Source organism: Angustibacter luteus (assembly GCF_039541115.1).
GTDB classification, from domain to species: domain Bacteria; phylum Actinomycetota; class Actinomycetes; order Actinomycetales; family Angustibacteraceae; genus Angustibacter; species Angustibacter luteus.
The window spans coordinates 391,006-414,775 of sequence record NZ_BAABFP010000005.1 but is presented as its reverse complement, the minus strand read 5'-3'; the positions used below and the strand labels follow the sequence as shown (position 1 = coordinate 414,775).

Below are 23,770 nucleotides of genomic sequence, written 5' to 3'. Positions count from 1 at the left end.
TAGCGTCGCGTCATGGGCTTGGTGGCGGGTGCGGGCAGCACCGCCCTGCTCGACGCGTTCGGCGGCGGGACGGGCCAGGTGGTGCGGGTCGGCTCTGGCGCGGTCTCCGTGGCGTTGCCCGGCCCGCGACTCCTCGTGCTGGACCTCCATCCCGGCCCCGCGTCGTTGCCCTGCGCTGTGCTGGCCCCCGCGTTGGCCACGGTCGTCGCGGCCGGTGCTGTCGTGGTCGGGGACGAGGTCATGATCAACAGCTTCGGGCTGCAGCTCCCGTCGTGCTGGGTGCAGGTCAGCCGCTGGTGGTCGCCGGCCCGGGTGCTCCCCCGCGAGCCAGGGCCTGCCTCGCCACGTCCGGCGGACCCCGGTGGCCTCGACGCGGTGACCTGGCGGGCCCTGCGAGCCGCGGTCAGCGCGCTCGCCGAGCACGACGCGCCCGCCACGGCCGATCTGCTGTGCGGTGTGCTCGGCCGCGGGCCGGGATCGACCCCGGCCGCCGACGACGCGGTGGCCGGCCTGCTGCTGGCCGCGCAGGCCCGGCCGGGTCCGGGCGCAGCGGTGCTGGACCAGGTGGGCCGGGCCGTCACCGCTGCGGCCGCTGCCCGGACGACGCCGCTGTCCGCGGAGCTGCTGCGGCACGCCGCCGGTGGGTTGGCGACGCGCGTCGTCGTCCGGGCCCTGCACCGGCCGACCGAGGGGAACCGCGCGGCCGTGCGGGCGCTCGGCGCCAGCTCGGGGGCGGCCACCCTGGCCGGCGCCGACCTGGTCGCGTCCGTGCGATGGGGCAGGCTGGCCGCATGAGCCCTGCCGGCATGGAGCGAGTCGAGCACGTCGAGGTCCGCAGCGGGGCCTACCACGACTCCGTGACCCTGCTGCAGGTCAGCCGCAGGGTGGCGGACGTGCCCGGGGTCCAGGCGGCGCAGGTCGCGATGGCCACCCCGCTGAACGTCGAGGTCCTCGCCGGCATGGGTTTCGTCGTTCCCGAGGGCACGGCGCCCGCGGACCTGGTGGTCGCGCTCCGGGCGGACGACGACTCCGCGGTGCAGGACGCGCTGGCGGCCCTGGTCACGGCCCTGGCTCCGGCGGTGTCGACCGTCGGTTCCAGCACGCTCGAACCGGCCCGCACCACCGGCGTCGCCCTGCGGCGCAGCCCGGCCCCGGTGGTCGTGGTCTCGGTGCCCGGCCCGTCCGCCGTCGCTGAGGCGATGGACGCGATCACGGCCGGGTCGAGCGTCCTGGTGTTCAGCGACAACGTGAGCGTCCCGCAGGAGGTGGCCCTGAAGGACGCCGCCGCCGAGCACGACGTGCTGGTGATGGGCCCGGACTGCGGGACCGCGGTGCTCGGCGGGCTGGGCCTCGGGTTCGCGAACGTCGTCCAGCCGGGGCCGGTCTCCCTGGTGGCGGCGTCCGGCACCGGCGCCCAGCACCTGATGGCGCTGCTGGACCACGCCGGGGTGGGCGTCCGGCACTGCCTGGGCCTCGGGGGGCGCGACCTGAGCGCGGCGGTCGGCGGACGGTCCGCCCGGCAGGCGCTGACCGCGCTGGCCGGCGACGACGCGACCGAGCTCGTCGTGCTGGTGAGCAAGCCCGCCGACCCGGGCGTGCTGGACGACCTGCAGGAGCTCGTCGGCGGTCTGGACGTCGCCGTCGAGTGGGCGACGCTGGGTGCCGGACGCCGCGACCTCACCGAGGTGGCGACGGCGACGCTCGACCGGCTCGGCGTCACCGGCGTCACGTGGCCGGTGTGGCGTGCGCCCGACGCCCAGCCACGCTCCCCCGGCCGCGCACTGCGCGGTCTGTTCTGCGGCGGCACCCTGTGCGACGAGGCGATGCTGGTGGCCGCGGAGCGGCTGGGCCCGATCCGGTCGAACATCCCGCTGTCGACCGAGCTCGCGCTGGACGTGCGCGGGGACGGCCGCTGGGACGCCGGCACCGCCCACGCCATGGTCGACTTCGGCGACGACGCGCTGACCCAGGGTCGAGCGCACCCGATGATCGACCCGTCGCTGCGCGACCAGCGGCTGGCCCGGGAGGCGGCCGACCCGCGGGTCGGTGCCGTGCTGCTGGACGTCGTCCTCGGCCACGGTGCGCACCCGGACCCGGCGATCGAGCTGGCCCCGGCGATCGCGGCGGCCCGGGCCGCGGCCGGTGCGGCCGGCCGGGCCCTTGCCGTCGTGGTGTCGCTGACCGGGACGACCGGCGACCCGCAGGGCCGCGACGACCAGGCGCAGCGGCTGGCGGCGGCCGGCGCCGACGTGTACCTGTCCAACGCTGCCGCAGCCCGGGCCGCCGCGGCGCTCGTCCGGCCCGAGGAGGCGTCGTGACCGGCCTGAGCGACCTGCGGGGCCTGCTGACCGACGCCCCGACGTCCGTGGTCACCGCTGGCGTCGACCTGCTCGCCGACGCCCTGAGCGCGCAGGCGGTCGATGTGCACCGGGTCGACTGGCGGCCCCCGCTGGGCGGCGCCGAGGTGCCCGCCCAGCTGGGTGCCGTGCTGACCGACCCGCGGCGCGTCACAGCGAACGCGACCGCACTGTCCCGGGTGCTCGCGGCCGGCGCCGAGCTGGTGGACGTCGTCCCGGCTTCCCAGGCGCTGGGCCTGCGCCCTGGCTCGTTCCTGCACGCCGGGCCGCCCATCGACTTCGAACGGGCCTCCGGGCCCCTGCGCGGCGCCCTGATCGGCGCGATGGTGCTCGAGGGCCTCGCCGGCGACCCCGCCGACGCCGAGGCTGGACTCGTTGCGGGACAGGCTCTTTCGGGAGAAGGCATCTCACTGGACTCGTGCCACCACCACGCGGCGGTCGGTCCGATGGCCGGGGTCATCTCCCCGTCCCAGTGGGGTTTCGTGCTGCGTGATCCGGTGCACGGCGGCACCGCGTTCTGCACGCTGAACGAGGGCCTCGGCAAGGTGCTGCGGTACGGCGCGTACGGGCCCGACGTGATCGACCGGCTGCGCTGGATGTCCGCGGTGCTCGGGCCGCTGCTGCAGCAGGCCGTCCGCCGCCGTGTCGAGCGCGCGGGACCGCTGGACATCCGCGCAATCGTGGCGCAGATGCTGCAGATGGGCGACGAGGGCCACAACCGCAACCGGGCCGGCACCATGATGCTGGTCCGCGAGCTGGTGCCCGAGCTGCTGGACCTGGGCGCCCCGCCGTCCGACGTCGCGGACGTGGTCCGGTTCTGCAACGGGAACGACCACTTCTTCCTGAACCTCGTCATGCCCGCCTGCAAGCTCGCCCTGGACGCCGGTCGCGACGTCCCCGGCTCGACCCTCGTGGTCGCGATGGCCCGCAACGGCACCGACTTCGGCATCCAGGTCTCCGGCACCGGCGACGACTGGTTCACCGCCCCGGCGAACACCCCGCAGGGGCTGTTCCTGGGCGACTTCGGCCCCGACGACGCCAATCCCGACATCGGCGACTCGGCCATCACCGAGACGGGCGGCATCGGCGGGTTCGCGATGGCCGCCGCGCCCGCCATCGTGAAGTTCGTCGGCGGCGAGGCGGACGACGCCCTGGCCACTACCCGGCGGATGTACGACATCACGCTGGGCGAGCACCCGATCTACCAGATCCCGGTGCTGGGCTTCCGCGGCACACCGACCGGCATCGACGTCACCGCCGTGGTCCGGACGTCGATCCTGCCCGTGATCAACACGGGCATGGCCGGGCGCGTCGCGGGGACCGGACAGGTCGGCGCCGGCCTGGTCAGCCCGCCGCAGGAGTGCTTCACCCAGGCCCTGCAGGGGCTGGCCGAGCGCACCGGCTGAGGTCGCGGGAGGCTGGGGGGCGTGGCTTCACGGGTAGGGCAGCGCGCGGCGGCCAGCTGGTCGGACCGGGTCACCCTGCTGCGCCGGTACGGCTGGCACCTCGCGCAGTGCGCGACCGCCGCCGCGGTGGCCTGGCTGCTCGCCCGCTACGCGCTCGGCCACCGCCAGCCGTTCTTCGCGCCGGTCGCCGCCATCGTCTCGCTCGGCCTGAGCTACCAGCAGCGGCTGCAGCGGGTCGCCGAGGTCACCGTCGGGGTCGCCCTGGGCGTGCTCGTCGGGGACCTGTTCGTCGAGGTCTTCGGCGTCGGTGCCATCCAGGTCTTCGTGGTGGTCGGCCTGGCGATGACGCTGGCGCTGCTGCTGGACGCCGGACCCCTGCTGGTCACCCAGGCCGGTGTGCAGTCCGCCATCGTGGCGACCCTGGCGCCCGGCCCGGTCGCCGGGCTGGGCCGTTGGCTGGACGCCGTCTGCGGCGGGATCGTCGCCCTGGTCGCCGCCGCCGTGGTGCCGGGCTCGCCGCTGCGCCGCCCCCGGCAGGAGGCCGCCTCGGTGCTGCGCGAGCTCGCCGCCTGGTGCCACGACACGGTCCGGGCGGTGCGCGAGCAGGACGAGGAGCTGGCCTACGCGACGCTCGCCCGGGCGCGCAACAGCGAAGGCCAGCTCGCCGACGTCCAGGCCGCCGCCTACGACGGGCTGTCCATCGCCCGCTCCTCACCGTGGCGCCGCGGGCACCGCAGCGACCTGCTGGCCATGTCCGCGCTGTCCGTGATGCTGGACCGGGCGGTCCGCAACGGTCGCGTGCTCCTGCGCCGGGTCACCGTCGTGGTGCGCCGCCACGAGCAGCTGGACCCACGCATCCTCACCCTGCTCGGCCGCCTCGCAGACGTCATCGAGGCCATCGCGGCGGACCTCGAGGACCGGCGCGACCCCGACGACTCGCGCGAGCTCCTCCAGCAGGTCGCGCGGGAGTCCGCCGCGGTCCCGGTCGGGACCTCGCTGTCCGACGACGTGGTCCTCGCCCAGGTGCGCTCCATGGTCGTCGACCTGCTCGAGCTGACCGGGCTGGACGCGGACGCCGCCCGGGCCGCCATCCCGACCTCGGCCGGCGAGACGCCACCTGACAGGGTCGACCAGTGAGCACCCGCCCCGCCGACGCCGGTTCGACCCGTCCGGGCCGAACCCCGCACCCCGACGCCCAGCACCGCGACGCCCTCCACGGCTCAGTGCTCATGCTGGTCACGGTCCTGCTGGTCGCGCTCAACCTGCGCCTGGCCATCACCAGCCTGCCGCCGCTGGTCGAGCGGATCGGCGCCGACCTCGACCTCAACCGCACCTGGACGGGCGCGCTGACCACCCTGCCCGTGCTGTGCATGGGGGTCTTCGCGCCGGTCGCGCAGCGGATGGCGCACCGGTGGGGCCGTGAGTCGGCGGTCGCCGCCGCCCTGGCGGTGCTGGCCGTCGGCAGCACCCTGCGCCTGGGCGGCGAGCACGTCCCGCTGCTCTACCTGGGCACCCTGCTGGCCGGCTTCGGCATCGCCGTGGGGGGGACCATCACGCCGGGCATCATCAAGGAGTTCTTCAGCGAGCACGTGGCGCTGGTCACCGCCGGCTACATGCTCGCCATGATGGGCGGCGCGGCTGCGGCGTCCGCGCTGAGCGTGCCCCTGGCGGACGCGTTCGGCTCCTGGCCCCAGTCGCTCGCGTTCTGGGGGCTGTTCGCGGTGGTCGCGCTCGCGTTCTGCTGGCCGGTCGGCCGCCGAGCCAACCGGCACCGCCGAGCCGTCGACGAACCTGCCGAGACCCGGTTGCCCCTGCCGTGGCGGTACACGACCGCCTGGCTCGTCGTCGTCTACATGTCCCTGCAGTCCTGGCAGTTCTACGGTCAGCTGGCCTGGATCGCACCCTTCTACGAGTCGCACGGCTGGACGGCGACCGACGCCGGCCTGCTGCTGGCGGTGTTCAGCGCGACGCAGGTGGTCTCGGGCGTCGCCGCACCGGTGGTGGCGCACCGGCTGCCGGACCGGCGTCCCATGCTGCTCTGCTCGGTGGTCGCCGTCGCCCTCGGCGTGGGCGGCATGCTCGTCGCCCCGGACGCCGCCCCGTGGATCTGGGTGGGCCTGGTCGGCCTGGGACTCGGGTCGGGCTTCGCGCTCGGGCTCGTGCTGTTCTCCGACTACTCGGTCAGCCCGGCGGCCAGCGCGCGGCTGTCGGCCATGGTCTTCCTGGTGTCCTACTCCGTCGCGTCGCTGAGCCCGACCGTGATCGGTGCCCTGCGGGACGCCACCGGCAGCTACCAGGTGCCGTTCGCCATGCTGCTCGTGCTGCTGGTCCCGCAGGGCGCCGCCGCGTTCATGCTGCGGCCGGGACGCACCCGAACCCCCTGATCAGCTACCCCGGATCAGCGACCCCGGATCACCCGGTGACCGCGGCCGTCGGGTGGTCCAGGTTCAGCACCGTGCGCCCGCTCACCGTGCGCACCTGCACGGCCGCGATGTCCGCGGCGTCCAGAGCCGTGCCCGAGCTCATGTGGATGAGCTTGCCGGGGATGGCGTTCCAGGTGCCGACCTGCTGCACCTGACCCGCGCGGTCCACCACGACCAGCGCGTACGCCGTGTCACCGCGCCCGTAGTCCTCGTACTCGCAGGCCAGGTCCAGGCGGGTCCCCCAGCCGACCTTGGTCAGGGCGACGGTCGCGCTGATCGGGGCGCTGCTCGGGACCCCGGGTGCGGGCTGCATCGTCGAGCCGGCGACCTGGGTCGGGGCGGTCGGGCTGCTCGGGTGGTCCGGTGCGGTCGCCGCCCCGACCGCGACGAGGACGCCGACCACGGCCGCGGCCAGACCCGCGACGGCCAGCGCGACCAGGCCCCGCCGGCGCCGGCGGGCCTCGCGCAGCAGGTTCGGCAGCAGCGTGTCCGGCAGCGGTGGGACGACCTCCTCGCCGTCCGGACCGGACTCGCCGGACAGCTCCGCGACGACCGAGGCCGGCACCCGGGACAGCAGCCCGGGCAGCCCGGCGAGCTCGGCGACCACCTCGCTGCACGGCGGGCAGCCGGTCAGGTGACGGGCGAACTCGTCGCGCTCGCTCGGCGACAGGGCGCCGAGCACGTACGGCCCGGCCCACGTCTCGTAGCTGTCGCTCACCGGCTCACCCCCATCTCCTGCAGGGCCACGCGCAACCGCAGCAAGGCGTAGTGCGCCCGCGACTTCACGGTTCCTTCGGGGATACCCAGCACCCGCGCCGCGTCCGCGACCGACCGCCCGCGGAAGTAGCACTCGACCAGTACGGCCCGGTGGTCCAGGCTGAGCTGGCGCAGCGCGTCGGCGACCACCCAGGACTGCAGCATCTGGTCGGTGTCGTCCTGACCCCGTTCCGGCAGCGTGCCCGGCAGCGACTCGACCCGCGACCGCTTCGTCCGCCAGTCGTCCACGACCAGCCGCCGGGCCACGGTGTACAGCCAGCCGCGCGGCGAGCCCCGCGACGGGTCGAGGACCTCCGGGTGCTTCCAGGCCCGCAGCAGCGTCTCCTGCACGATGTCCTGGGCCTGCATCCTGTCCCCGGTCAGCCGGACCACGAACGCCCACAGCGCACCCGCGTGCTCGTCGTGCAGCGCACGCATGAGCTCGCTGTCCGTCTGCGCCATCGCCTCTCCTGGTCGACCGCCGGCCTGCTGCGTCCTGATCATCTCGCTGCTGACACGGGTCGGCGCGCCGTTCGGTTCACCCCAGGCGCCGGCCGACCGACGCGGTGCCCAGCCAGGAGTGCGGGTTGCCGTCCCAGCACCAGCCGAGCTTCGGCGCTCCCTGCCCGATCCACAGCGCCGGCACCCGCTTGTCGTGCCGCCGCGAGCCGGACAGCATGAAGCACCTGTTCGTCTGCAGCACCTGCGGGAACTGGGTCACCAGGGCCACGCCCTCGTCGATGGTCAGCGGAGTGCGGCCGCGGCCGAGCACCACCGGCAGGGCGTCCTGCGGGCGGACGTCGCAGAACTCCTCCCCGCGCTCGACGTCCACCAGCGCGTAGAGCCGGGCCGCGGGGAGGCGGACCGCGTCGATGGGTAGGTACCCGGCCAGGTCACCGTCGCCGTGGTTGCGGTCCACCACCCCCGGCTTGGTGCTGCCCAGCAGAGTCGTCAGCGGCATCGCGTCCTCGGCCGGGACGACGTCCCGGGTGGTGACCAGCAGGAACGTCACCTGCTGCTCGCTCGGCGCCGCCGGGACGACATCGGCCGCGGCCACCCGCACCGGGTCGGCCAGCGCGCGGAACTCCCCTTCGCCGAGCCCGGCCAGGGCCGGGTACCCCTTGCCCACCAGGACGTCGAGCTGGCGGTCGATCTCGGTGGCGATTTCCTGGGTCACGGCACTCCCTGCGTCGGCGGCTGTTGCTCAACGCGCCCGGGCCGCAGGTCGTTCCCGCTCAGCTGTCGAGCAGGTCCTGCGGCCGGTCGACGTCACGCGGGTCGCCGGTCCCGGCGCAGTCCACCGCGCTCACCTCGTCCGGGTGCGTGCGCAGCCACACCCGCGCGCCCTGGTCGCCCCGGGCCGCCGCGCCGACGTCCGCCCAGCACTCCCGCGCGAACAGCACCGGGTGCCCCGGCACGCCGTCGTACTCGGCCTGCGCACAGCGCGCTCCCGCCGCGCGCGCCGCGATCAGCCGCCGCACCGCCTGCGGGCCGATCCACGGCTGGTCCACGAGCAGCAGCACCGCCGTCGACCAGGGTCCGGCCTGAGCCGCGGCGAGCCCGACCTGCAGCGACGACGCCATGCCGCGGGGCCAGTTCACGTTCGTGGCGACCTCGGCGTCGACGTCGCGCAGCGGGACGGCACCGGCGACCGCGATCACGTCCGCGCACCCCCCCGCCCGCAGGGTGGCGACGGCGCGGTCCACCAGCCGCCTGCCGTCCAGGGTGGCCAACGCCTTCGGGCCGCCGAAGCGTCGCCCCGCCCCGGCCGCCAGGACGATCCCGACGACACCGCCAGGATCGGCGGCAGCGGCGTCCGCATCGTCGCTGCTCACGCGTTCACCTGCACGAGGGCCATGAGCCGGGAGGCGGCCCGGCGCGCGTCGTCACCGTCCGAGCGCTGGATCGCCATGACGGCCACCTCGTCGCCGTCCTTGAGGTCGAGCCACGCCCAGGCGTCCCCGCTGCCGAACCGCACCCCGCCGATCTCCGACCAGGTCAGGTCCCGGGTGAGCAGCACGTTCCGCACGACGATGCCGCGCTCGGAGGGGACGGCCTCGAGCCGGGCGAACCGCCACATGGCCACCGCGACGAGCCAGCCGAAACCCCACAGCAGCAACGAGTCCGCGACCGACCAGCCGGCGGAGCCGGTGCTCGGGACGACCAGGGCCAGGGCGCCGAACAGCGTCACCGACATGGCCGCGACGACCCAGGCGACCCGGCGTCCCCGGCGGGGCCGGAACGTGGCGTAGGGATCGCCGATCGCGCTCATGGGCCCCTACAGCCGGCAGGCGTGGATGTCGGTGACCAGGATGGCCCGCGCGCCCAGGTCGTACAGGTCGTCCATCACCTGGTTCGTCGTCGCTCTCGGGACCATGGACCGCACCGCCACCCATCCCTTGTCGTGCAACGGGCTCACGGTCGGCGACTCGAGCCCTGGCGTCAGCGCGCAGGCCTTCTCGACCAGCTCGACGCGGACGTCGTAGTCCATCATCACGTAGCGGCGGGCCGTGAGGACACCCTGCAACCTGCGGGTCAGCACCCCGACCGCCGGGTCGTCCTCCGCGTCGGTGCGCCGGATCAGCACGGCCTCGGACTCCAGGATCGGGTCGCCGAAGACCGCCAGCCCGGCCGCCTTGAGCGTGCTGCCGGTCTGCACGACGTCCGCGACGACGTCCGCGACGCCCAGGCCGACCGACGACTCGACCGCACCGTCCAGCCGGACGATGTCCGCCTGCACGTCGTGCCCGGCCAGGTGCCGCTCCAGCAGGCCGGCGTAGGACGTCGCGACCCGCAGACCGCCCAGGTCCGCGACCGAGCCGGCCACCCCGGGCGGCGCCGCGAACCGGAACGTCGAGCGGCCGAAGCCGAGCGGCAGGATCTCCTGCGCCTGGGCGCCGGAGTCGAGGAGCAGGTCACGCCCGGTCAGCCCCACGTCGAGCGTCCCCGACCCGACGTACACCGCGATGTCGCGCGGTCGCAGGTAGAAGAACTCCACGTCGTTGTCCGGGTCGGACAGCACGAGGTCGTGGCTGCTCGACCGCTGGCGGTACCCGCTCTCGCGCAGCATGTCGGTGGCGGCCTCGGACAGCGACCCCTTGTTCGGTACGGCGATGCGCAGCATCAGTGGCTCCTAGCGAGAAGGTGAACGGCTCTGGCGAGGGCGGGGCCGCCGCTCACAGATGCGCGTACACATCCTGCAGGGTGAGGCCGCGGTCGAGCATCAGCACCTGCAGGTGGTACAGCAGCTGGCTGATCTCCTCCGCCGCCCGCTCCGGGCTCTCGTGCTCGGCGGCCATCCACACCTCGGCCGCCTCCTCGACGACCTTCTTGCCGATGGCGTGCACGCCCGCGTCGAGCTCGGCGACAGTGCGCGAGCCCGCGGGGCGGGACCGGGCCTTCTCGCTCAGCTCGTCGAACAGGGCGTCGAAGCTCTTCACGGTCGGTCAGCCTACGGGGCGCCGACGGGCGACGACGTCTCGGGCAGCCGGACGTCTCGCAACGTGAGCGCCGTGCTGATCGCCGCCACCGTCGCCTCGTAGCCCTTGTCCTCGTGCGAGCCGGGAAGACCGGCGCGGTCCAGCGCCTGTTTGTCGTCGTCGCAGGTGAGCACTCCGAAGCCGACCGGGACGCCGGTGCGCACCGCCACGTCGGTGAGCCCGGACGTCGCGGCCTGGCAGACGTACTCGAAGTGCGGAGTGCCGCCGCGGACCACGACGCCGAGCGCGACCACCGCGTCGAACCCGGCCCCGGCCAGGCGGGATGCTGCGACCGGCAGCTCGAAGGTGCCCGGGACGCGCAGCGTGAGCGACTGCTCCACGCCGGAGTCAGCCAGGGCTCGGCGGGCGCCGTCCAGCAGGCCGTCCATCACCGGCTCGTGCCAGCTCGCGGCCACCACCGCGACCCGCAGCCCGGACCCGTCGACGGTGAGCGTGGGCGAGCCGTGGCCGCTCATGCGGACTCGCGGTGCTGGCCGGAACGCGACGGCAGGTCGTGCCCGAAGCGCTGGCGCTTGGTGTCGAGGTAGGCGGCGTTGTGCTGGGACCAGCCGGCCCGTAGCGCCAACCGCTCGCGCACGACGATCCCGGCCCGCTCGAGACCGGCGACCTTGTCCGGGTTGTTGGTCAGCAGCCGCACCTCGACGACACCGAGGTCGCGCAGCACTGCGGCCCCGGCCGCGTAGTCGCGGGCGTCGGCCGGCAGGCCGAGCTCGAGGTTCGCCTCGACCGTGTCGCGGCCGGCGTCCTGCAGCGCGTAGGCCGCGAGCTTGGGCAGCAGACCGATCCCGCGGCCCTCGTGGTCGCGCAGGTAGACCACGGCACCGCCGTGCCGGGTGATCTCCCCCAGCGCGGCGTCCAGCTGGGCACCGCAGTCGCAGCGCAGCGACCCGAACGCGTCGCCGGTCAGGCACTCCGAGTGCAGCCGGACGACGGCGCCGGGCGACGTCGGGTCGCCGCTGACCAGCGCGACGTGCTCGGCACCGGTCACCAGGTCGCGGTAGCCGTGCACCGTGAGCTCGCCGTGCCGGGTGGGCAGCACGCTGGACGCGACGCGCCGTACGCGCTGGACGTCACCGTGCGGCGCCGCGGGCGAACCCTCGTCACCCTGGGCACGGCGCCAGCTCGCCAGGTCGGCGATGCTGATCGTCAGCAGGTCGTGCCGACGTCCGAGCTCGAGGACGCCGGGGAGCCGGGTCATCGTGCCGTCCTCCTGCACGAGCTCGCCGATCACCGCGACCGGTGCCAGTCCGGCCAGCCGGCACAGGTCGACGGCCGCCTCCGTGTGCCCGGCCCGCTCCAGCACTCCCCCGGCGCGGGCCCGCAACGGCAGGACGTGCCCGGGACGGACCAGGTCCGCGGCCGTCGTCGCCGGGTCCGCGAGCACCCGCAGCGTGTGAGCGCGGTCGGCCGCACTGATCCCGGTCGTGACGCCCTCGCGAGCGTCCACCGACACCGTGTACGCGGTGCGCAGGGAGTCCTCGTTCTGGGCGACCATCGGCGGCAGAGCGAGCCGGTCCGCCCAGTCCGCCGGCATCGGCGCGCACAGGTAGCCCGAGGTGTGCCGGACGGTCCAGGCGAGCCACTGCGCGGTGGCGTGCTCGGCGGCCAGCACGACGTCGCCCTCGTTCTCCCGGTCGGCGTCGTCGACGACGAGGACCGGACGGCCGCGGCGCAGCTCGTCCAGCGCCGCCTCGACGGTGGCCAGCCCGAGCGCCAGCCCGCCGCCCGTCATGAGGGCACCCTCTCGGCGGCGCCGGCCGCGGCCTCGTCCGTGGAGGCGCGAGCCAGCCGCAGCCACACCACGAAGCCCCAGATCACGAACCCGGCGTACACGGCGTACAGCACCGCGGAGGGGTAGAAGTGCGCCCGCACCAGCACCGGCACCCCGACGATGTCGACGGCGATCCAGCAGAGCCAGAAGTCGACCCATCCTCGCGCCATCGCGTAGGTGGCGACCATCGAGCCGACGAAGATCCACGCGTCCGCCCAGACCGGGTCGTACGAGCCGAGGGAGCGGAAGATGGGGGTCAGGATCGCCACGCCGGCCAGCCACAGCACACCGACGACGGCCCGCTCGCGCCAGGTCGCCCACCGCGGCTCGACGGCGACGCCGTTCGGGTCGTGCTCCTTGTGCTGCTGCCAGCGCCACCAGCCGTAGACGCTGGTGATGATGAAGAACACCTGGCGACCGGCCTGCCCGTAGAGCGTGTGCCCGCTCTCGGAGCCGTAGGCGGCGCCGGTGAACACCAGGAACAGCAGGACGTTGCCGATGATCCCGACCGGCCAGGCCCACACCTTGCGGCGCATGCCCAGGATCGCGGAGGCGAGCCCGAAGACGTTGCCGATGATCTCGCTCCAGGCGATGGGGTGACCGGCGATGGTCAGGTGCGCCGCGAGCAGGTCGTTCATGAAGTCCACGGTGTCTCCAGGGTCGCGTTGCGGTTCGTGAGCAGGCGGTGCACGTACTTGGCGAGGACGTCGACCTCGAGGTTGACCGGGTCGCCCACCGCGCGACGTCCGAGCGTGGTGAGCTCGAGCGTGGTGGGGATCAGCGACACCGAGAAGGTGCCGGCCTCGTCGTCGAGCGCGCTGACGGTCAGCGAGACGCCGTCCACGGTGATCGACCCCTGCGGCACCAGGTAGCGGGCCAGGTGCGGCGGCAGCGAGATGGTCACCACCTCCCAGCGGTCACCGGGCTCGCGACGGACCACGACGGCGGTGCCGTCGACGTGCCCCTGGACGACGTGCCCGCCGAACCGCCCGTCGGCGGCCATCGCGCGCTCCAGGTTCACCGGCGAACCGGGCACCAGGTCACCGAGCGCGCTGTGCCGCAAGGTCTGCGCCATCACGTCGACGGTGAAACCGCCGTCGGTGGGCTCGCCGACGACGGTCAGGCAGACGCCGTTCACCGCGATGGACGCACCGGGCAGCGCGTCCGAGGTCACCAACGGTCCGTGCACGGTGAGGCGGGCGGAGTCGGCGCCGTGCTCCAGCGCGACGACCTCCCCGAGCTCCTCGACGATCCCGGTGAACATCAGGCTCCCTCGGTGGGGTCGGGGGTGGGGGTGAGCATCAGGCGCAGGTCGTCGCCCAGCCGGGTGACGTCGTCGAGCCGGAGCCGGGCGATGGCGTCGATGGAGCCGATGCCGAGGTCGGCCACGGCCGGCGCGCCGAGCCCGAGGAAGGCCGGCGCGACGTAGGCGACGACGTGGTCGACCAGGCGGGCCTGCCAGAACACCGCGGCCAGGGTCGCACCGCCCTCGAGCCAGACGTGCCGGCTGCCCAGCGCCCAAAGCCGCCGCAGTGCCTCGTGCGGGCAGCGGGTGTCCAGCACGGTCGCGCCGGTCCGCTCGAGCACGCTGCCGGGCCGCAGTCCGCGCAGGCCCATCACAGCCCGGCGCGGCTGCTGCGGCCGGTCGGCGCCGCGGCGGTCCCGGACGGTCAGCCGCGGGTCGTCGGTCCAGGCGGTGCCGGTCCCGACCAGGATGGTGTCGGCGTCGGCGCGCAGGTCGTGCACGTCCTGGCGCGCGGGCGCTCCGGTGATCCACTGGCTGGTGCCGTCGGCGGCGGCGCCTCGCCCGTCCAGGGTCGAGGCGAACTTCCAGGTGACGACCGGGCGGCCGAGGTCCTGGGCCTGCTGCCAGCGGGCGACCAGCGCGTCGGCTTCGGTGCGCAGTCCGAGGTCCTCGATCTGGCTGACGTGGATGCCCGCCGCGCGCAGCCGCTGCGCCCCGCCGGCGGCGTCCGGGTTGGCGTCGGGCCGCGCGAAGACGACGCGTGCCACGCCGGCCGTGATGAGCGCAGCGGTGCACGGACCGGTGCGACCGGTGTGCCCGCACGGTTCCAGGGTGACGACGGCGGTGCCGCCGTGCGCGGCGGTGCCGGCCCGGGCGAGCGCGGCCACCTCGGCGTGCGGGCTGCCGGCGCCTTCGTGCCAGCCCTCACCGACCACCTCGCCGGCGTCGTCCAGGACGACGCAGCCGACCCGCGGGTTGGGGTCGCTCGAGGGCCCTCGGCGCGCCAGCAGCAGAGCGCGGGCCATCGCGACGTCGATGTCACTCACCTGGGACCCCTCTCGCCTCGCCGTTCGGGGCGGGCTCCGGGGTCGACCACGAGAGAGTGATCCCTCGTCGTCACGTCGGTGTGCGGCCCGGCTTCGGGCTCGCGCGCCGACGGCGCCACCGACGCAAAGCGCCTGCGACGCCGCGTGTCTCCTCCCATCCGGACTCTCACCGTCGGTCCTGGAGTTCCACCAGGTCAACCGGCCGCTGGCTGCGGTCGGGTCGCGGACTGTCACCGCCGGCTCGGAATTTCACCGACCCCGGAGCACGCGTGTGCTGCGGTGAGTCTAGCCCTATCCCCCGCTGGCGAAAGATCAGTGGGTGTGAGCCGCGGCACGCTCGCGCAGCAGGGCGATCTGCGCCGCCGCGTCGGGCGCCCCGTAGACGGCCGACCCGGCGACGAACACGTCGGCACCGGCGTCCGCCGCCCGCTCGATGGTCTCGGTGGTGACGCCGCCGTCCACCTGCAGCCAGACGTCCAGCCCGCTGTCCCGGATCGCCCGCCGGGCGCGCCGGATCTTGGGCAGCGTGACGTCCAGGAAGGTCTGGCCGCCGAAACCGGGCTCGACGGTCATCACCAGCAGCATGTCCAGCTCGGGCAGCAGGTCCAGGAACGGCTCGACGGGGGTGGCGGGCTTGAGCGCCAGACCGGCCCGGGCGCCGAGGCGGCGCAGCTCGCGAGCCAGCCGCACCGGCGCCGCGGCGGCCTCGGCGTGGAAGGTGACGCTGGCCGCGCCAGCCTCTGCGTAGCCGGGGGCCCAGCGGTCCGGGTCCTCGATCATCAGGTGCGTGTCGATCGGCACCGGGCTGATCTTGGCCAGGGCCTCCACCACCGGCAGCCCGAGGGTCAGGTTCGGCACGAAGTGGTTGTCCATGACGTCCACGTGCGCCCAGTCGGCGTCGGCGATGCGCGCCAGCTCGGACTCGAGGTTGGCGAAGTCGGAGTTCAGGATGCTCGGCGAGATCTGCAGGGCCACGCGGCGAGCCTAGCGATCCCTGGGCACGAGTCCTTGCCAGTCCTGGCAACTCGCGATATATCTTGTTCTCCGACTCGCGATATATCTCGAAGGAGCGACGGTGAGAGCGATCTGGCGGCTGCTGGTGGAGCACCGGGACTACCGGGCGCTGCTCGCGGCCGGACTCGTGTCCCGGACGGGTGACTACGTGCTCACCGTCGGCCTCATGTACCTGGTCTACGACCTGACCGGGTCCACCGTGGCGACCGCCGGCATGCTCGTCGTCTCGGTGGTGCCGCAGATGTTGCTGGCCTCCCCCGCTGGCGTGCTGGTGGACCGCTGGGACCGGCGGCGCGTGCTGGTCGTGACCCTCGTGGCCCACGCCGTGACCCTGCTCCCCCTGCTGGCGGTGCACGGCGGCGGCACCCTGTGGCTGCTGTACGCCGTGGCCGGCGTCCAGGCCGTCCTCGAGCTGCTGAGTGTGCCCGCCGAGCAGGCGCTGGTGCCCCTGCTGGTGCCCCCCGAGCGGCTCGTGTCCGCGAACGCGTTGAACGCGCAGGCCGGGTCCGTCGCGCGGCTGGTCGGCGCCGGGCTCGGCGGCGTGGCCGCCGCCTGGGGCGGCATCGTCGCAGTGACCCTGGTGGACGTGGCGAGCTTCGTGGCCGCCGCCACGCTGGTCGTGCTGGTGCGCGGCGCTGGGCGCGGCAACCCGGTGGCCCTCACGGAGGAGGTCGTCGGCGGCGTCCCGTGGTGGCACGAGTGGCGGGCCGGTCTGCGGATCGCCGCCGGCAGCCGGACCCTGCGCATCCTGCTCGCCTTCACCGTCGTGACCGCGGTAGGCGAGGGGATCATGGGCACATTGTTCGCCCCCTTCGTGCTCGACGTCCTGCACGGCGGGCCGCAGGGCTACGGACTCGTCGTCGGCGTCCAGGCGATCGGGGGCATCGCGGGTGGGCTGCTCGTCGCCGGGTACGGCGACCGGCTGCGCCCGGCGAGGCTCTTCGGCTGGGGCGCGGCGGTGTTCGGCCTGGTCGACCTCTCGCTCTTCCTGTACCCGATCGCCTGGGCGCACGTCGGACCCGCCGTGGTGCTGATGATCGTGGTGGGCCTGCCCGGCGCCGCGGTCGTCGCCGGCGCCACGACGCTGCTGCAGCACGCGACCCTGGACGCCCACCGCGGGCGGGTCCTGGGCACCGTGCTGGCCCTGCAGTCGGCGGGCATGCTGGTCGGCGCGGCCGCGGCCGGCCTGCTCCCGACGCTGGTCGGCGGGACGGCCGGCATCATCGCCGTGATCGCCTGGCAGGGCGTCGGGTACCTGCTGTTCGGCGTCCTGGCCAGCACCGTCTGGGTGCCGGACGACCAGCCCCGGCCGGACGACGAGGCCTCAGCGGCGGCGGAGCAGCGCGAGGAACATCGCGTCGGTGCCGTGCCGGTGCGGCCACAGCTGGACGGTCCCGGAGCCCTCGAGCGTTGAGGTGTCCGGTGCGTCGACCAGCGGCACCGCGTCCAGCAGCTCGACGTCGGGACGCGTGCGCAGGACGTCGTCGACCACGAGGCGGGTCTCCGCGACGTGCGGCGAGCAGGTGACGTAGGCGACGACGCCACCGGGCCGAACGGCGTCCAGCGCGCTCGCCAGCAAGGCTCGCTGCAGCGGCGCGAGCGTGGCCAGGTCGGCCGGGGTCCGGCGCCAGCGCGCCTCGGCCCGGCGGCGCAGCGCACCGAGCCCGCTGCACGGGACGTCGACCAGCACCCGGTCGTACGCCGCCGGCTCCTGCTCACCGAGGGCGCGCCCGTCGGCGGCCCGCACGTCGACGGCGTCTCCCAACGCGGCCACCGCGTGCCGGACCAGGTCCGCTCGGTGCGGGGCCAGCTCGACCGCGGTCAACGACGCACCCCGACGGGCACCGAGCGCCCCGAGCAGCGCGGCCTTGCCGCCCGGCCCCGCGCACAGGTCGAGCCAGCGCTCATCGCGTCCGTCGAGCGGGGCATCGGCCAAGGCGAGCGCGACCAGCTGGCTGCCCTCGTCCTGCACGCCGGCCCGGCCCTCGCGGACCGCAGCGAGCTGCCCGGGGTCCCCGGCCGGCCAGCGCACGGCGTACGGCGACCAGCGACCCGCCGTGCCGCCGGCGGCCAGCAGCTCCTCCGGCTCAGTCAGGCCGGGCCGGGCCACCAGGGTGACCTCGGGCGCGGCGTTGTCCGCGGCGAGCAGGTCGGCGAGCTCGTCGTCCAGCCGCTCGGCCGGCACCCCGCGCCCGGCCAGTGCCTCACGGAAGGCCCGGACCACCCACAGCGGGTGGCTGTGCGCGAGCGCCAGGTGCCCCTGCGGGTCCGTCGCCGCGTCGGGCGCGAGCTGCGCGACCCAGGCGTCGACGTCGCGCTCGCCGACCCTGCGCAGGACGGCGTTGGCCAGGCCGCCGGGACCGTGACCGACCTGGTGGCGGACCAGTGCGACCGTCTCGCTGACGGCGGCGTGCGGGGGGACGCGCATGCCCAGCAGCTGGTGCGCGCCGAGCCGCAGAGCGTCCAGCAGCCCGTCGTCCAGCTCGTCCAGCGGGCGGGTGCAGCACTCGGCCAGCACGGCGTCGTACAGGCCCTGCATCCGCAGGGTGCCGTAGGCGAGCTCGGTGGCGAAGCCGGCGTCCCGTCCGGTGATCCGGCGCTCCCGCAGCAGGCCCGGCAGCACCAGGTTGGCGTAGGCGTCCTCGGTGGCCACGGCCCGCAGCGTGTCGAACGCGGCCTGGCGGGCCGGGTCGGCGCGCCGAGCGCGTTCGGCGGGCCGCTGGGCCGAGCGGCGGCGCGGCGGCGGCGTCACCGGTCGGCCTCGGGCCCGAGCTGCCGGCCGGACTCCAGCCGGGCGCCGCGCGCCCAGTCCGCGGCCGCCATGGGGCGCTTGCCCGGGGGTTGCACGCTGCCCAGCCGGACCGGCGTCGAGCCGGTACCCACCAGGACGTCACGGCGGGTGACCTGAAGCACTCCCGCGGCCAGCGGGCCGTCGTCGGCGACGCTCACCGGCTCGACCGGGCCGAGCTTGAGGCGCTCGCCGCCGAACGTCGTCCAGGCGCCGGGGGCCGGGGTGCACGCCCGGACCAGCCGGTCCACGCGGCTCGCCGGGGCCGTCCAGTCCACCTGGGCGTCGGCGACCTCGACCTTGGGGGCGAGGCTGACGCCCTCGGCCGGCTGCGGCTGCGGGTTGACGGTCCCCTCCTCGATGGCGTCCAGGGTGGCGACCAGCAGACCCGCGCCGGCCTCGGCGAGTCGGGCGAGCAGGTCACCGCTGGTGTCGCGGGGGCGCACCGTCTCGGTCATCACGCCGAATACCGGCCCGGTGTCCATCCCGGCCTCGAGCCGGAAGGTGCTGGCGCCGGTCACCTGGTCGCCGGCCATCAGCGCCCGCTGCACCGGTGCCGCGCCTCGCCACGCCGGTAGCAGCGAGAAGTGCAGGTTCACCCAGCCGTGCCGCGGGACGTCCAGCACCGGCTGCGGCAGCAGGGCGCCGTAGGCGACGACCGGGCAGCAGTCGGGCGCGAGCTCGGTGAGCCGGGCCAGGAACTCGGGCTCGCGCGGCCGCTGCGGCTTGAGCACCTCGAGGCCGGCCTCGGCGGCGAGCTCGCCCACCGGGGACGCGGCGAGCCGGCGACCGCGACCGGCGGGGGCGTCGGGCCGAGTGACCACGGCGACCACCTCGTGGGACGACGCCAGCACGGCGCGCAGGGCCGGGACGGCGGCGTCCGGGGTGCCCGCGAAGACGAGGCGCACGCGCCTACAGCGCCTTGCCGAAGGTGGCGTGCGGGCTCACCTTGAGCACGGGCGCGGACAGACCGGCCCAGTCGGCGTCCCGGATCGCCTTCATGGCCATCTTGCGCTGCTCGCGGTCGAGCCGGTCGATGAACAGGATGCCGTCCAGGTGGTCGGTCTCGTGCTGGATGCACCGGGCGAGCAGCTCGGAGCCCTCGATCACCACCGGCTCGCCGTGCATGTTCTGGCCCTTGGCCACGACGCGCAGCGCCCGGGGGGTGTCGAACGCCAGGCCGGGCAAGGACAGGCAGCCCTCGTCGCCGTCCTGCTGCTCCGAGGACAGGTCCAGGCTGGGGTTGACCAGGTGGCCGAGCTCGTCGTCCACCCAGTACGTGAAGACGCGCAGCCCGACGCCGATCTGCGGGGCGGCCAGGCCGACGCCGGGGGCGTCGCACATGGTGTCGGTGAGGTCCTTGACGAGCTGGCGCAGCTCCTTGTCGAAGTCGATGACCTCGAGCGCGGGCGTGCGCAGCACGGGGTCCCCGAACAGGCGGATGTCCTGGATCGACACGGCTGGCGGTCCTCGTCTGGTCGGCGACGTCGGCATCGGCGGACCCTGCGTTCCGCCACCCGGCAGTGTACGGGCGCGGCGGTGACAGACTCGAACCCGACGCGGGTCGCGGACCCGCCCAGGTCGAGGAGCGACAGGTGACGCAGGAGCGACCGTGGTTCGGGGCCCGGGTGTACGCCTTCCTGTTCCGGTTCCTCGGCCCCGCGGAGCTGGGACCGGCCAGCCAGGAGCCGACGGCAGCCGCCGACCCCGAGTTCGCCTGCCCGGTGTGCGGCTCGCCGATGTCGGCCCACACCTGGACCCAGGACGCCGGGCGGCGCCGGATGGTCTGCCCGACCCCGCCCGTGCCGCAACCGTAGCCACAGCCGTTGCCGTAGCCGTAGCCGTAGCGAGGCCGCCTACACCAGGTCCAGCGGGTCGACCTGGACCCGGACGCTGCCGGCCCGCTTGGCGGCGCTGCGGACCGCCGCGGAGGCGCGCAGCGCCGAGCTCAGCGCCTCGCGCTGCGACGGCGTGGTCCGCAAGAGGATGCGCACCACCGGTTCGTCGACGTCCGAGACCCGGCCGGCGGCCCGACCGGGGCGGCCTCCCACCTGGGCCGGGATCGCGACGGGGCCCAGCACCTCGACGTCCGGACCCAGCTGGGCCGAGACGACCAGGTCCTCGACGGCGGACGCCGGACCGGTGAGCGTGGCCACCGTGCGGGCCGGCGGGAAGCCGAGGGACTGCCGCGCCTCCAGCTCGCGCGCGCTGTGCCAGGTCGGCGCCCAGCGGACCAGCGCCTCGACCGGGGGCAGCCCACCCGGCCCACCCAGGACGACGACCCCACCCCGGTCGCTGCTGCGGACCAGCGCAGCGGCGTTCACCCAGCGCCGCAGCGCCTCCTCCGACGCGCGCAGGTCGCTGCGGCCCAGCAGCGCCCACGGGTCGAGCAGCAGCGCCGCGCCGTAGCCGCCGTGGGCGACCGGCTCGGCGCCCGGGGTGGCGATGACCAGGGCCGGGCGGTCCGGCACCTGGGCGACCACGGCACCCCCGCCGCTGGTGACCACCGGGACCCCCGGGAAGGCGCGCCCCAGCTCCTCCGCAGTCCGTCGGGCACCGACCACGACTGAGCGCAGCCGCCGCTCGCCGCACTCCGGGCAGGTCCAGCTCGGGTCGCTGACGCCGCACCACCGGCAGCGTGGCGCGCCCTGGCCGTCGGGCAACGCCAACGGCCCGTGGCAGGAACGGCAGTGCGCCGGCGTCCGACAGCTCTGGCAGGCCAGTGCCGGCACGTAGCCGCGGCGCGGCACCTGGACCAGCACCGGGGAGGTCGCCAGGGCCGCGGACGCCGTCCGCCAGGCGATGGACGGCAGGCGGGCCGACGCGGCGCCGGGGTCGCGCTCGGGTTCGTGGCCCTCGCCGGCCAGCAGCACCCGCGGGGCCGCCCGGCGCAGCTCGGTCGCGCCCACCTCGATCGGTCGGGCCCAGCCGGCCCGCACCATCCGCTCGACCTCGGCGGTCCGGACGAACCCCCCGAACAGCGCGGCGGCGGAGTCCTGGCCGGCCCGCAGCGCGAGCACCTCGCGCACGTGCGGGTACGGCGCGTGCGGCTCAGCGTGCAGGTCGTCACCGTCGTCCCAGCAGACCACCAGTCCGAGGTCCTGCACCGGCGCGAACATCGCCGCGCGCGTCCCGACCACGACCCGGGCGTGCCCACGAGCGGCGCGCAGCCAGGCCCGGTAGCGAACCTTCGGCCCGAGGTCGGCGGTCAGCACGACGTGGTCGCTGGCAGGGTCCACGGCCCGCAGGGCATGGTCCACCCGCGCGACGTCGCGGGTGTCCGGGAGCACGACCAGGGCACCACGGCCCGCGGCCGCGGCGGTCGCCGCGGCGACCGCGATCGCGTGCGGCCAGTCCAGCGCGTCCTCGCCGGCCGACGGGGTGGCGGTCCACGCCGCCCGCGGCGCGGCGCCCGACGCGACCCGGTCGAGGAACGCGCTGCCACCGGCGTAGCGGGACCACACGGTCGGGTCCGGCACCGGAGCCGGAGCGGCGCGAACGGCCGGCGCCGACTCCTCGGCCTCCGCCTGCGCGTGCCGCGGCGGGACGGCCAGTCTCAGGACGTCGCCGAGCGTGCCGGCCCAGCGGTCCGCGACCGCCCGGCACAGCCACAGCAGCTGCTCGCCGAGCACCGGCTCGGGTGAGACGACGCGCCGCAGGGGGCTGAGCCGTCCCGCGTGCTCCGCAGCCGGCTTGCGCACCACGACGAAGCCGTCCAGGTCCTGCCCGGCGAAGCGGACCTTGACCCGCGCACCGGGCACGGCCGTGTCGGCGAGCGGCGCCGGGACGGAGTACTCGAACCGCCGGTCCAGGTGCGCCAGCGGGACGTCGACCACGACCTCCGCCACCGGGTCGACCTCCGCCAGGCCGGGTGGTGGCTTGGCGGCCCGCTTGCGAGCGGCCGCCCTGGCCGCGGCCCGCGGAGCCGGAACGAGGGCGAGCTGGTCGTCCCCCTCGCTCTGCTCCGCCGTGGTCACGGGGTATTCCTACCCGACACCGCCGTCAGCGCGCCCCGCCGGTCCCCCGCAGCAGGCGCCGCGCCGTGTGCTCGAGGTGCCCGACGAGCTCGGCGGGACGAACCACCGTGAACTCCGCACCCGTGACGGCGAGCAGCAGCACCACCCAGTCGAAGGAGTCCGCCTGCACGTGCAGCCGGCACGTCTGGTCGTCCACCGGCTCGAGGGTCCCCCAGCCACCGACCGCCGCCCGCACCTGGTCGGCCGGCGCGGCGAGCTCGACCAGCACGTCCAGCCGGGGCCGCGACGCGATGGCGGTCCGGACGAACTCGGCGGCGTCGCCGCCCGGGATCGCCCGCGGACGGAAGCGAGCGCCCGACGGGGCACTGCGTGAGAGCCGGTCCAGCCGGAACGTGCGCCAGTCGGCCCGGTCGACGTCCCACCCGAGCAGGTACCAGCGCCGGCCCACTGCCACCAGGCGGTGCGGGTCGACGGACCTCGGGCCGGGTTCACGCTCGCGCGCCCGGTACTGGAAGGAGACCCGCTCGCCGTCCCGGCAGGCCTGGGCCAGCACCGTCAGGTCCCCGGCCTGCACGGCCGGGCCGGACGTGGCCGCCGGCACGGTGTACTCCTGGATCGCGTCCACCCGGCGGCGCAGCGGCGGGGGCATGACCTGGACGATCTTGGCCAGTGCGCCGAGCGCGGCCTGGTCGATGCCCGCCACCGAACCCGCTGCTGCGGTGCGCAGCGCGACGGCGACGGCGACGGCCTCGTCGGCATCCAGCAGCATCGGGGGCAGCGTCGCGCCCGCTCTGAGCTGGTAGCCGCCGCCCACGCCGCGCCCGGCATCAACCGGGTAGCCGAGGTCGCGCAGCCGCTCGACGTCCCGGCGCAGGGTGCGCGGGCTCACCTCGAGCCGGCCCGCCAGCTCGGCACCCGGCCAGTAGCGGTGCGTCTGCAGCAGCGACAGCAGCTCGAGCATCCGCGCGCTCGTCGACATGCGGACCAGACTAGATCCGCTAGCGGACAGAACCTGACCGCTATGGCTCGTAGCGTGGAGAGCAGCCGAGAACGACGACCGAGGAGGCACCATGACGACCACGAGCACCACGACGGGCCCGACGAGCGCGCTGCAGATGAGGCTCGAGCTGATCCCCGTCCCGGTCACCGACGTGGACCGCGCCAAGGAGTTCTACGTGCGCGCCGGGTTCAACGCCGACCACGACCAGACCGTGCACGAGGGGCTGCGTTTCGTGCAGCTCACCCCGCCGGGGTCGGCCTGCTCGATCTGCCTCGGGATCGGCATCACCCAGATGGAGCCGGGCAGCCAGCAGGGTCTGCAGATGGTCGTCGGGGACGCCGACGCCGCGCGGGAGGTGCTGCTCGCCCGGGGCATCGAGGTCGGTGACGTCGACGAGCAGCCGTGGGGTCGCTTCCTCTACTTCAGCGACCCCGACGGCAACTCGTGGGCGATCCAGGAGATCGTGATCCCCGGGCAGGGCTGACC

At 75.1% G+C, this 23,770-nt stretch carries 26 protein-coding genes and 1 riboswitch; of the genes, 8 read left to right on the top strand and 18 right to left on the bottom strand.

Annotated features, from left to right (window positions below; translation table 11 throughout):
- The first annotated feature begins 12 nt into the window (after positions 1–12).
- Genes ABEB17_RS11105 through ABEB17_RS11085 form a run of 5 tightly spaced genes read left to right on the top strand, consistent with a single transcriptional unit; the run spans position 13 to position 6,147 of the window.
- Positions 13–795 carry an oxamate carbamoyltransferase subunit AllH family protein gene (locus tag ABEB17_RS11105; RefSeq protein ID WP_345716760.1) on the top strand — a complete coding sequence of 261 codons (783 nt, stop codon included), beginning with the start codon at positions 13–15 and terminating at the stop codon, positions 793–795.
- Complete coding sequence (locus ABEB17_RS11100) at positions 792–2,318, top strand: AllF/FdrA family protein (protein WP_345716759.1); 1,527 nt, start codon at positions 792–794, stop codon at positions 2,316–2,318. Before ABEB17_RS11105 ends, ABEB17_RS11100 begins: the two co-directional genes overlap by 4 nt.
- Positions 2,315–3,763, top strand: a complete 1,449-nt coding sequence (locus ABEB17_RS11095) for a YlbE family protein (RefSeq protein ID WP_345716758.1) — start codon at positions 2,315–2,317, stop codon at positions 3,761–3,763. Before ABEB17_RS11100 ends, ABEB17_RS11095 begins: the two co-directional genes overlap by 4 nt.
- Positions 3,764–3,784: 21 nt before the next feature.
- Positions 3,785–4,900 carry an FUSC family protein gene (locus ABEB17_RS11090; protein WP_345716757.1) on the top strand — a complete coding sequence of 372 codons (1,116 nt, stop codon included), beginning with the start codon at positions 3,785–3,787 and terminating at the stop codon, positions 4,898–4,900.
- Complete coding sequence (locus tag ABEB17_RS11085; protein WP_345716756.1) at positions 4,897–6,147, top strand: MFS transporter; 1,251 nt, start codon at positions 4,897–4,899, stop codon at positions 6,145–6,147. Before ABEB17_RS11090 ends, ABEB17_RS11085 begins: the two co-directional genes overlap by 4 nt.
- A 28-nt stretch (positions 6,148–6,175) precedes the next feature.
- Here ABEB17_RS11085 and ABEB17_RS11080 read toward each other — a convergent pair whose 3' ends face one another.
- From ABEB17_RS11080 to rpe, 13 genes are all read right to left on the bottom strand, one after another.
- Entirely contained in the window at positions 6,176–6,904 is a 729-nt protein-coding gene (locus tag ABEB17_RS11080; protein WP_345716755.1) for an anti-sigma factor family protein, read from the bottom strand.
- Positions 6,901–7,404: a sigma-70 family RNA polymerase sigma factor gene (locus tag ABEB17_RS11075; RefSeq protein WP_345716754.1), complete on the bottom strand. Its 504-nt coding sequence runs from the start codon at positions 7,402–7,404 to the stop codon at positions 6,901–6,903. The genes ABEB17_RS11080 and ABEB17_RS11075 overlap by 4 nt, the downstream gene beginning before the upstream one ends.
- Positions 7,405–7,480: 76 nt before the next feature.
- Positions 7,481–8,119, bottom strand: a complete 639-nt coding sequence (locus tag ABEB17_RS11070) for a DUF5701 family protein (RefSeq protein WP_345716753.1) — start codon at positions 8,117–8,119, stop codon at positions 7,481–7,483.
- A gap of 58 nt (positions 8,120–8,177) precedes the next feature.
- On the bottom strand, positions 8,178–8,777 hold the full coding sequence (locus tag ABEB17_RS11065; RefSeq protein WP_345716752.1) for a nucleotidyltransferase family protein: 600 nt from the start codon (positions 8,775–8,777) through the stop codon (positions 8,178–8,180).
- A complete protein-coding gene (locus ABEB17_RS11060; RefSeq protein ID WP_345716751.1) occupies positions 8,774–9,214 on the bottom strand; it encodes a PH domain-containing protein in 441 nt (146 codons plus the stop codon). Before ABEB17_RS11060 ends, ABEB17_RS11065 begins: the two co-directional genes overlap by 4 nt.
- A 6-nt stretch (positions 9,215–9,220) precedes the next feature.
- Positions 9,221–10,066 carry an ATP phosphoribosyltransferase gene (hisG, locus tag ABEB17_RS11055; protein ID WP_345716750.1) on the bottom strand — a complete coding sequence of 282 codons (846 nt, stop codon included), beginning with the start codon at positions 10,064–10,066 and terminating at the stop codon, positions 9,221–9,223.
- A 52-nt stretch (positions 10,067–10,118) separates the two neighbouring features.
- The gene (locus ABEB17_RS11050; RefSeq protein ID WP_345716749.1) at positions 10,119–10,382 is read right to left on the bottom strand and encodes a phosphoribosyl-ATP diphosphatase; all 264 of its coding nucleotides are present in this window, start codon (positions 10,380–10,382) and stop codon (positions 10,119–10,121) included.
- Positions 10,383–10,393: 11 nt separating this feature from the next.
- Entirely contained in the window at positions 10,394–10,897 is a 504-nt protein-coding gene (gene ribH, locus ABEB17_RS11045; protein ID WP_345716748.1) for a 6,7-dimethyl-8-ribityllumazine synthase, read from the bottom strand.
- Positions 10,894–12,174: a 3,4-dihydroxy-2-butanone-4-phosphate synthase gene (gene ribB, locus ABEB17_RS11040; RefSeq protein WP_345716747.1), complete on the bottom strand. Its 1,281-nt coding sequence runs from the start codon at positions 12,172–12,174 to the stop codon at positions 10,894–10,896. Before ribB ends, ribH begins: the two co-directional genes overlap by 4 nt.
- A complete protein-coding gene (pnuC, locus tag ABEB17_RS11035; protein ID WP_345716746.1) occupies positions 12,171–12,851 on the bottom strand; it encodes a nicotinamide riboside transporter PnuC in 681 nt (226 codons plus the stop codon). Before pnuC ends, ribB begins: the two co-directional genes overlap by 4 nt.
- Positions 12,848–13,477, bottom strand: coding sequence for a riboflavin synthase (locus ABEB17_RS11030; protein ID WP_345716745.1), 630 nt, complete (start codon positions 13,475–13,477; stop codon positions 12,848–12,850). Before ABEB17_RS11030 ends, pnuC begins: the two co-directional genes overlap by 4 nt.
- Positions 13,477–14,505, bottom strand: a complete 1,029-nt coding sequence (ribD, locus tag ABEB17_RS11025) for a bifunctional diaminohydroxyphosphoribosylaminopyrimidine deaminase/5-amino-6-(5-phosphoribosylamino)uracil reductase RibD (RefSeq protein ID WP_345716744.1) — start codon at positions 14,503–14,505, stop codon at positions 13,477–13,479. The genes ABEB17_RS11030 and ribD overlap by 1 nt, the downstream gene beginning before the upstream one ends.
- Positions 14,506–14,647: 142 nt before the next feature.
- Positions 14,648–14,776: riboswitch (FMN riboswitch) on the bottom strand.
- Between the two features lie 41 nt (positions 14,777–14,817).
- Complete coding sequence (gene rpe, locus ABEB17_RS11020) at positions 14,818–15,480, bottom strand: ribulose-phosphate 3-epimerase (RefSeq protein ID WP_345716743.1); 663 nt, start codon at positions 15,478–15,480, stop codon at positions 14,818–14,820.
- Between the two features lie 100 nt (positions 15,481–15,580).
- On the opposite strand from rpe, the gene ABEB17_RS11015 reads away from it, so the two are divergent.
- Positions 15,581–16,933: an MFS transporter gene (locus ABEB17_RS11015; RefSeq protein ID WP_345716742.1), complete on the top strand. Its 1,353-nt coding sequence runs from the start codon at positions 15,581–15,583 to the stop codon at positions 16,931–16,933.
- Here the strand turns inward: ABEB17_RS11015 and ABEB17_RS11010 are convergent.
- From ABEB17_RS11010 to def, 3 genes are read right to left on the bottom strand one after another with little or no spacing between them, the layout of a single operon-like run.
- Positions 16,844–18,271, bottom strand: coding sequence for an RsmB/NOP family class I SAM-dependent RNA methyltransferase (locus tag ABEB17_RS11010; protein WP_345716741.1), 1,428 nt, complete (start codon positions 18,269–18,271; stop codon positions 16,844–16,846). The two genes, ABEB17_RS11015 and ABEB17_RS11010, sit on opposite strands and share 90 nt — an antisense overlap.
- The gene (gene fmt / locus ABEB17_RS11005) at positions 18,268–19,215 is read right to left on the bottom strand and encodes a methionyl-tRNA formyltransferase (RefSeq protein ID WP_345716740.1); all 948 of its coding nucleotides are present in this window, start codon (positions 19,213–19,215) and stop codon (positions 18,268–18,270) included. The genes ABEB17_RS11010 and fmt overlap by 4 nt, the downstream gene beginning before the upstream one ends.
- A 4-nt stretch (positions 19,216–19,219) precedes the next feature.
- Positions 19,220–19,765 carry a peptide deformylase gene (gene def / locus ABEB17_RS11000; protein WP_345716739.1) on the bottom strand — a complete coding sequence of 182 codons (546 nt, stop codon included), beginning with the start codon at positions 19,763–19,765 and terminating at the stop codon, positions 19,220–19,222.
- A 137-nt stretch (positions 19,766–19,902) separates the two neighbouring features.
- Here def and ABEB17_RS10995 point away from each other — a divergent pair, with 137 nt between their 5' ends.
- Complete coding sequence (locus tag ABEB17_RS10995) at positions 19,903–20,124, top strand: recombinase zinc ribbon domain-containing protein (RefSeq protein ID WP_345716738.1); 222 nt, start codon at positions 19,903–19,905, stop codon at positions 20,122–20,124.
- Positions 20,125–20,163: 39 nt separating this feature from the next.
- Here the strand turns inward: ABEB17_RS10995 and ABEB17_RS10990 are convergent, their stop codons facing one another.
- Complete coding sequence (locus ABEB17_RS10990; protein WP_345716737.1) at positions 20,164–22,284, bottom strand: primosomal protein N'; 2,121 nt, start codon at positions 22,282–22,284, stop codon at positions 20,164–20,166.
- A 25-nt stretch (positions 22,285–22,309) separates the two neighbouring features.
- Positions 22,310–23,263 carry a helix-turn-helix transcriptional regulator gene (locus ABEB17_RS10985; protein ID WP_345716736.1) on the bottom strand — a complete coding sequence of 318 codons (954 nt, stop codon included), beginning with the start codon at positions 23,261–23,263 and terminating at the stop codon, positions 22,310–22,312.
- Positions 23,264–23,393: 130 nt separating this feature from the next.
- On the opposite strand from ABEB17_RS10985, the gene ABEB17_RS10980 reads away from it, so the two are divergent.
- Positions 23,394–23,768 (top strand): VOC family protein, encoded by a 375-nt coding sequence (locus tag ABEB17_RS10980; RefSeq protein WP_345717330.1) that lies wholly within the window; start codon positions 23,394–23,396, stop codon positions 23,766–23,768.
- Positions 23,769–23,770: the final 2 nt, after the last annotated feature.

Bases quoted from the DNA above. Each gene is read 5' to 3' on its own strand.
- ABEB17_RS11060 (WP_345716751.1), bottom strand. From the start codon at position 9,214: ATGAGCGCGATCGGCGATCCCTACGCCACGTTCCGGCCCCGCCGGGGA.
- ribH (WP_345716748.1), bottom strand. From the start codon at position 10,897: ATGAGCGGCCACGGCTCGCCCACGCTCACCGTCGACGGGTCCGGGCTG.
- ABEB17_RS11105 (WP_345716760.1), top strand. From the start codon at position 13: ATGGGCTTGGTGGCGGGTGCGGGCAGCACCGCCCTGCTCGACGCGTTC.
- hisG (WP_345716750.1), bottom strand. From the start codon at position 10,066: ATGCTGCGCATCGCCGTACCGAACAAGGGGTCGCTGTCCGAGGCCGCC.
- ribB (WP_345716747.1), bottom strand. From the start codon at position 12,174: ATGACGGGCGGCGGGCTGGCGCTCGGGCTGGCCACCGTCGAGGCGGCG.
- pnuC (WP_345716746.1), bottom strand. From the start codon at position 12,851: ATGAACGACCTGCTCGCGGCGCACCTGACCATCGCCGGTCACCCCATC.
- ABEB17_RS11100 (WP_345716759.1), top strand. From the start codon at position 792: ATGAGCCCTGCCGGCATGGAGCGAGTCGAGCACGTCGAGGTCCGCAGC.
- ABEB17_RS11030 (WP_345716745.1), bottom strand. From the start codon at position 13,477: ATGTTCACCGGGATCGTCGAGGAGCTCGGGGAGGTCGTCGCGCTGGAG.
- ABEB17_RS10985 (WP_345716736.1), bottom strand. From the start codon at position 23,263: ATGTCGACGAGCGCGCGGATGCTCGAGCTGCTGTCGCTGCTGCAGACG.
- ABEB17_RS11075 (WP_345716754.1), bottom strand. From the start codon at position 7,404: ATGGCGCAGACGGACAGCGAGCTCATGCGTGCGCTGCACGACGAGCAC.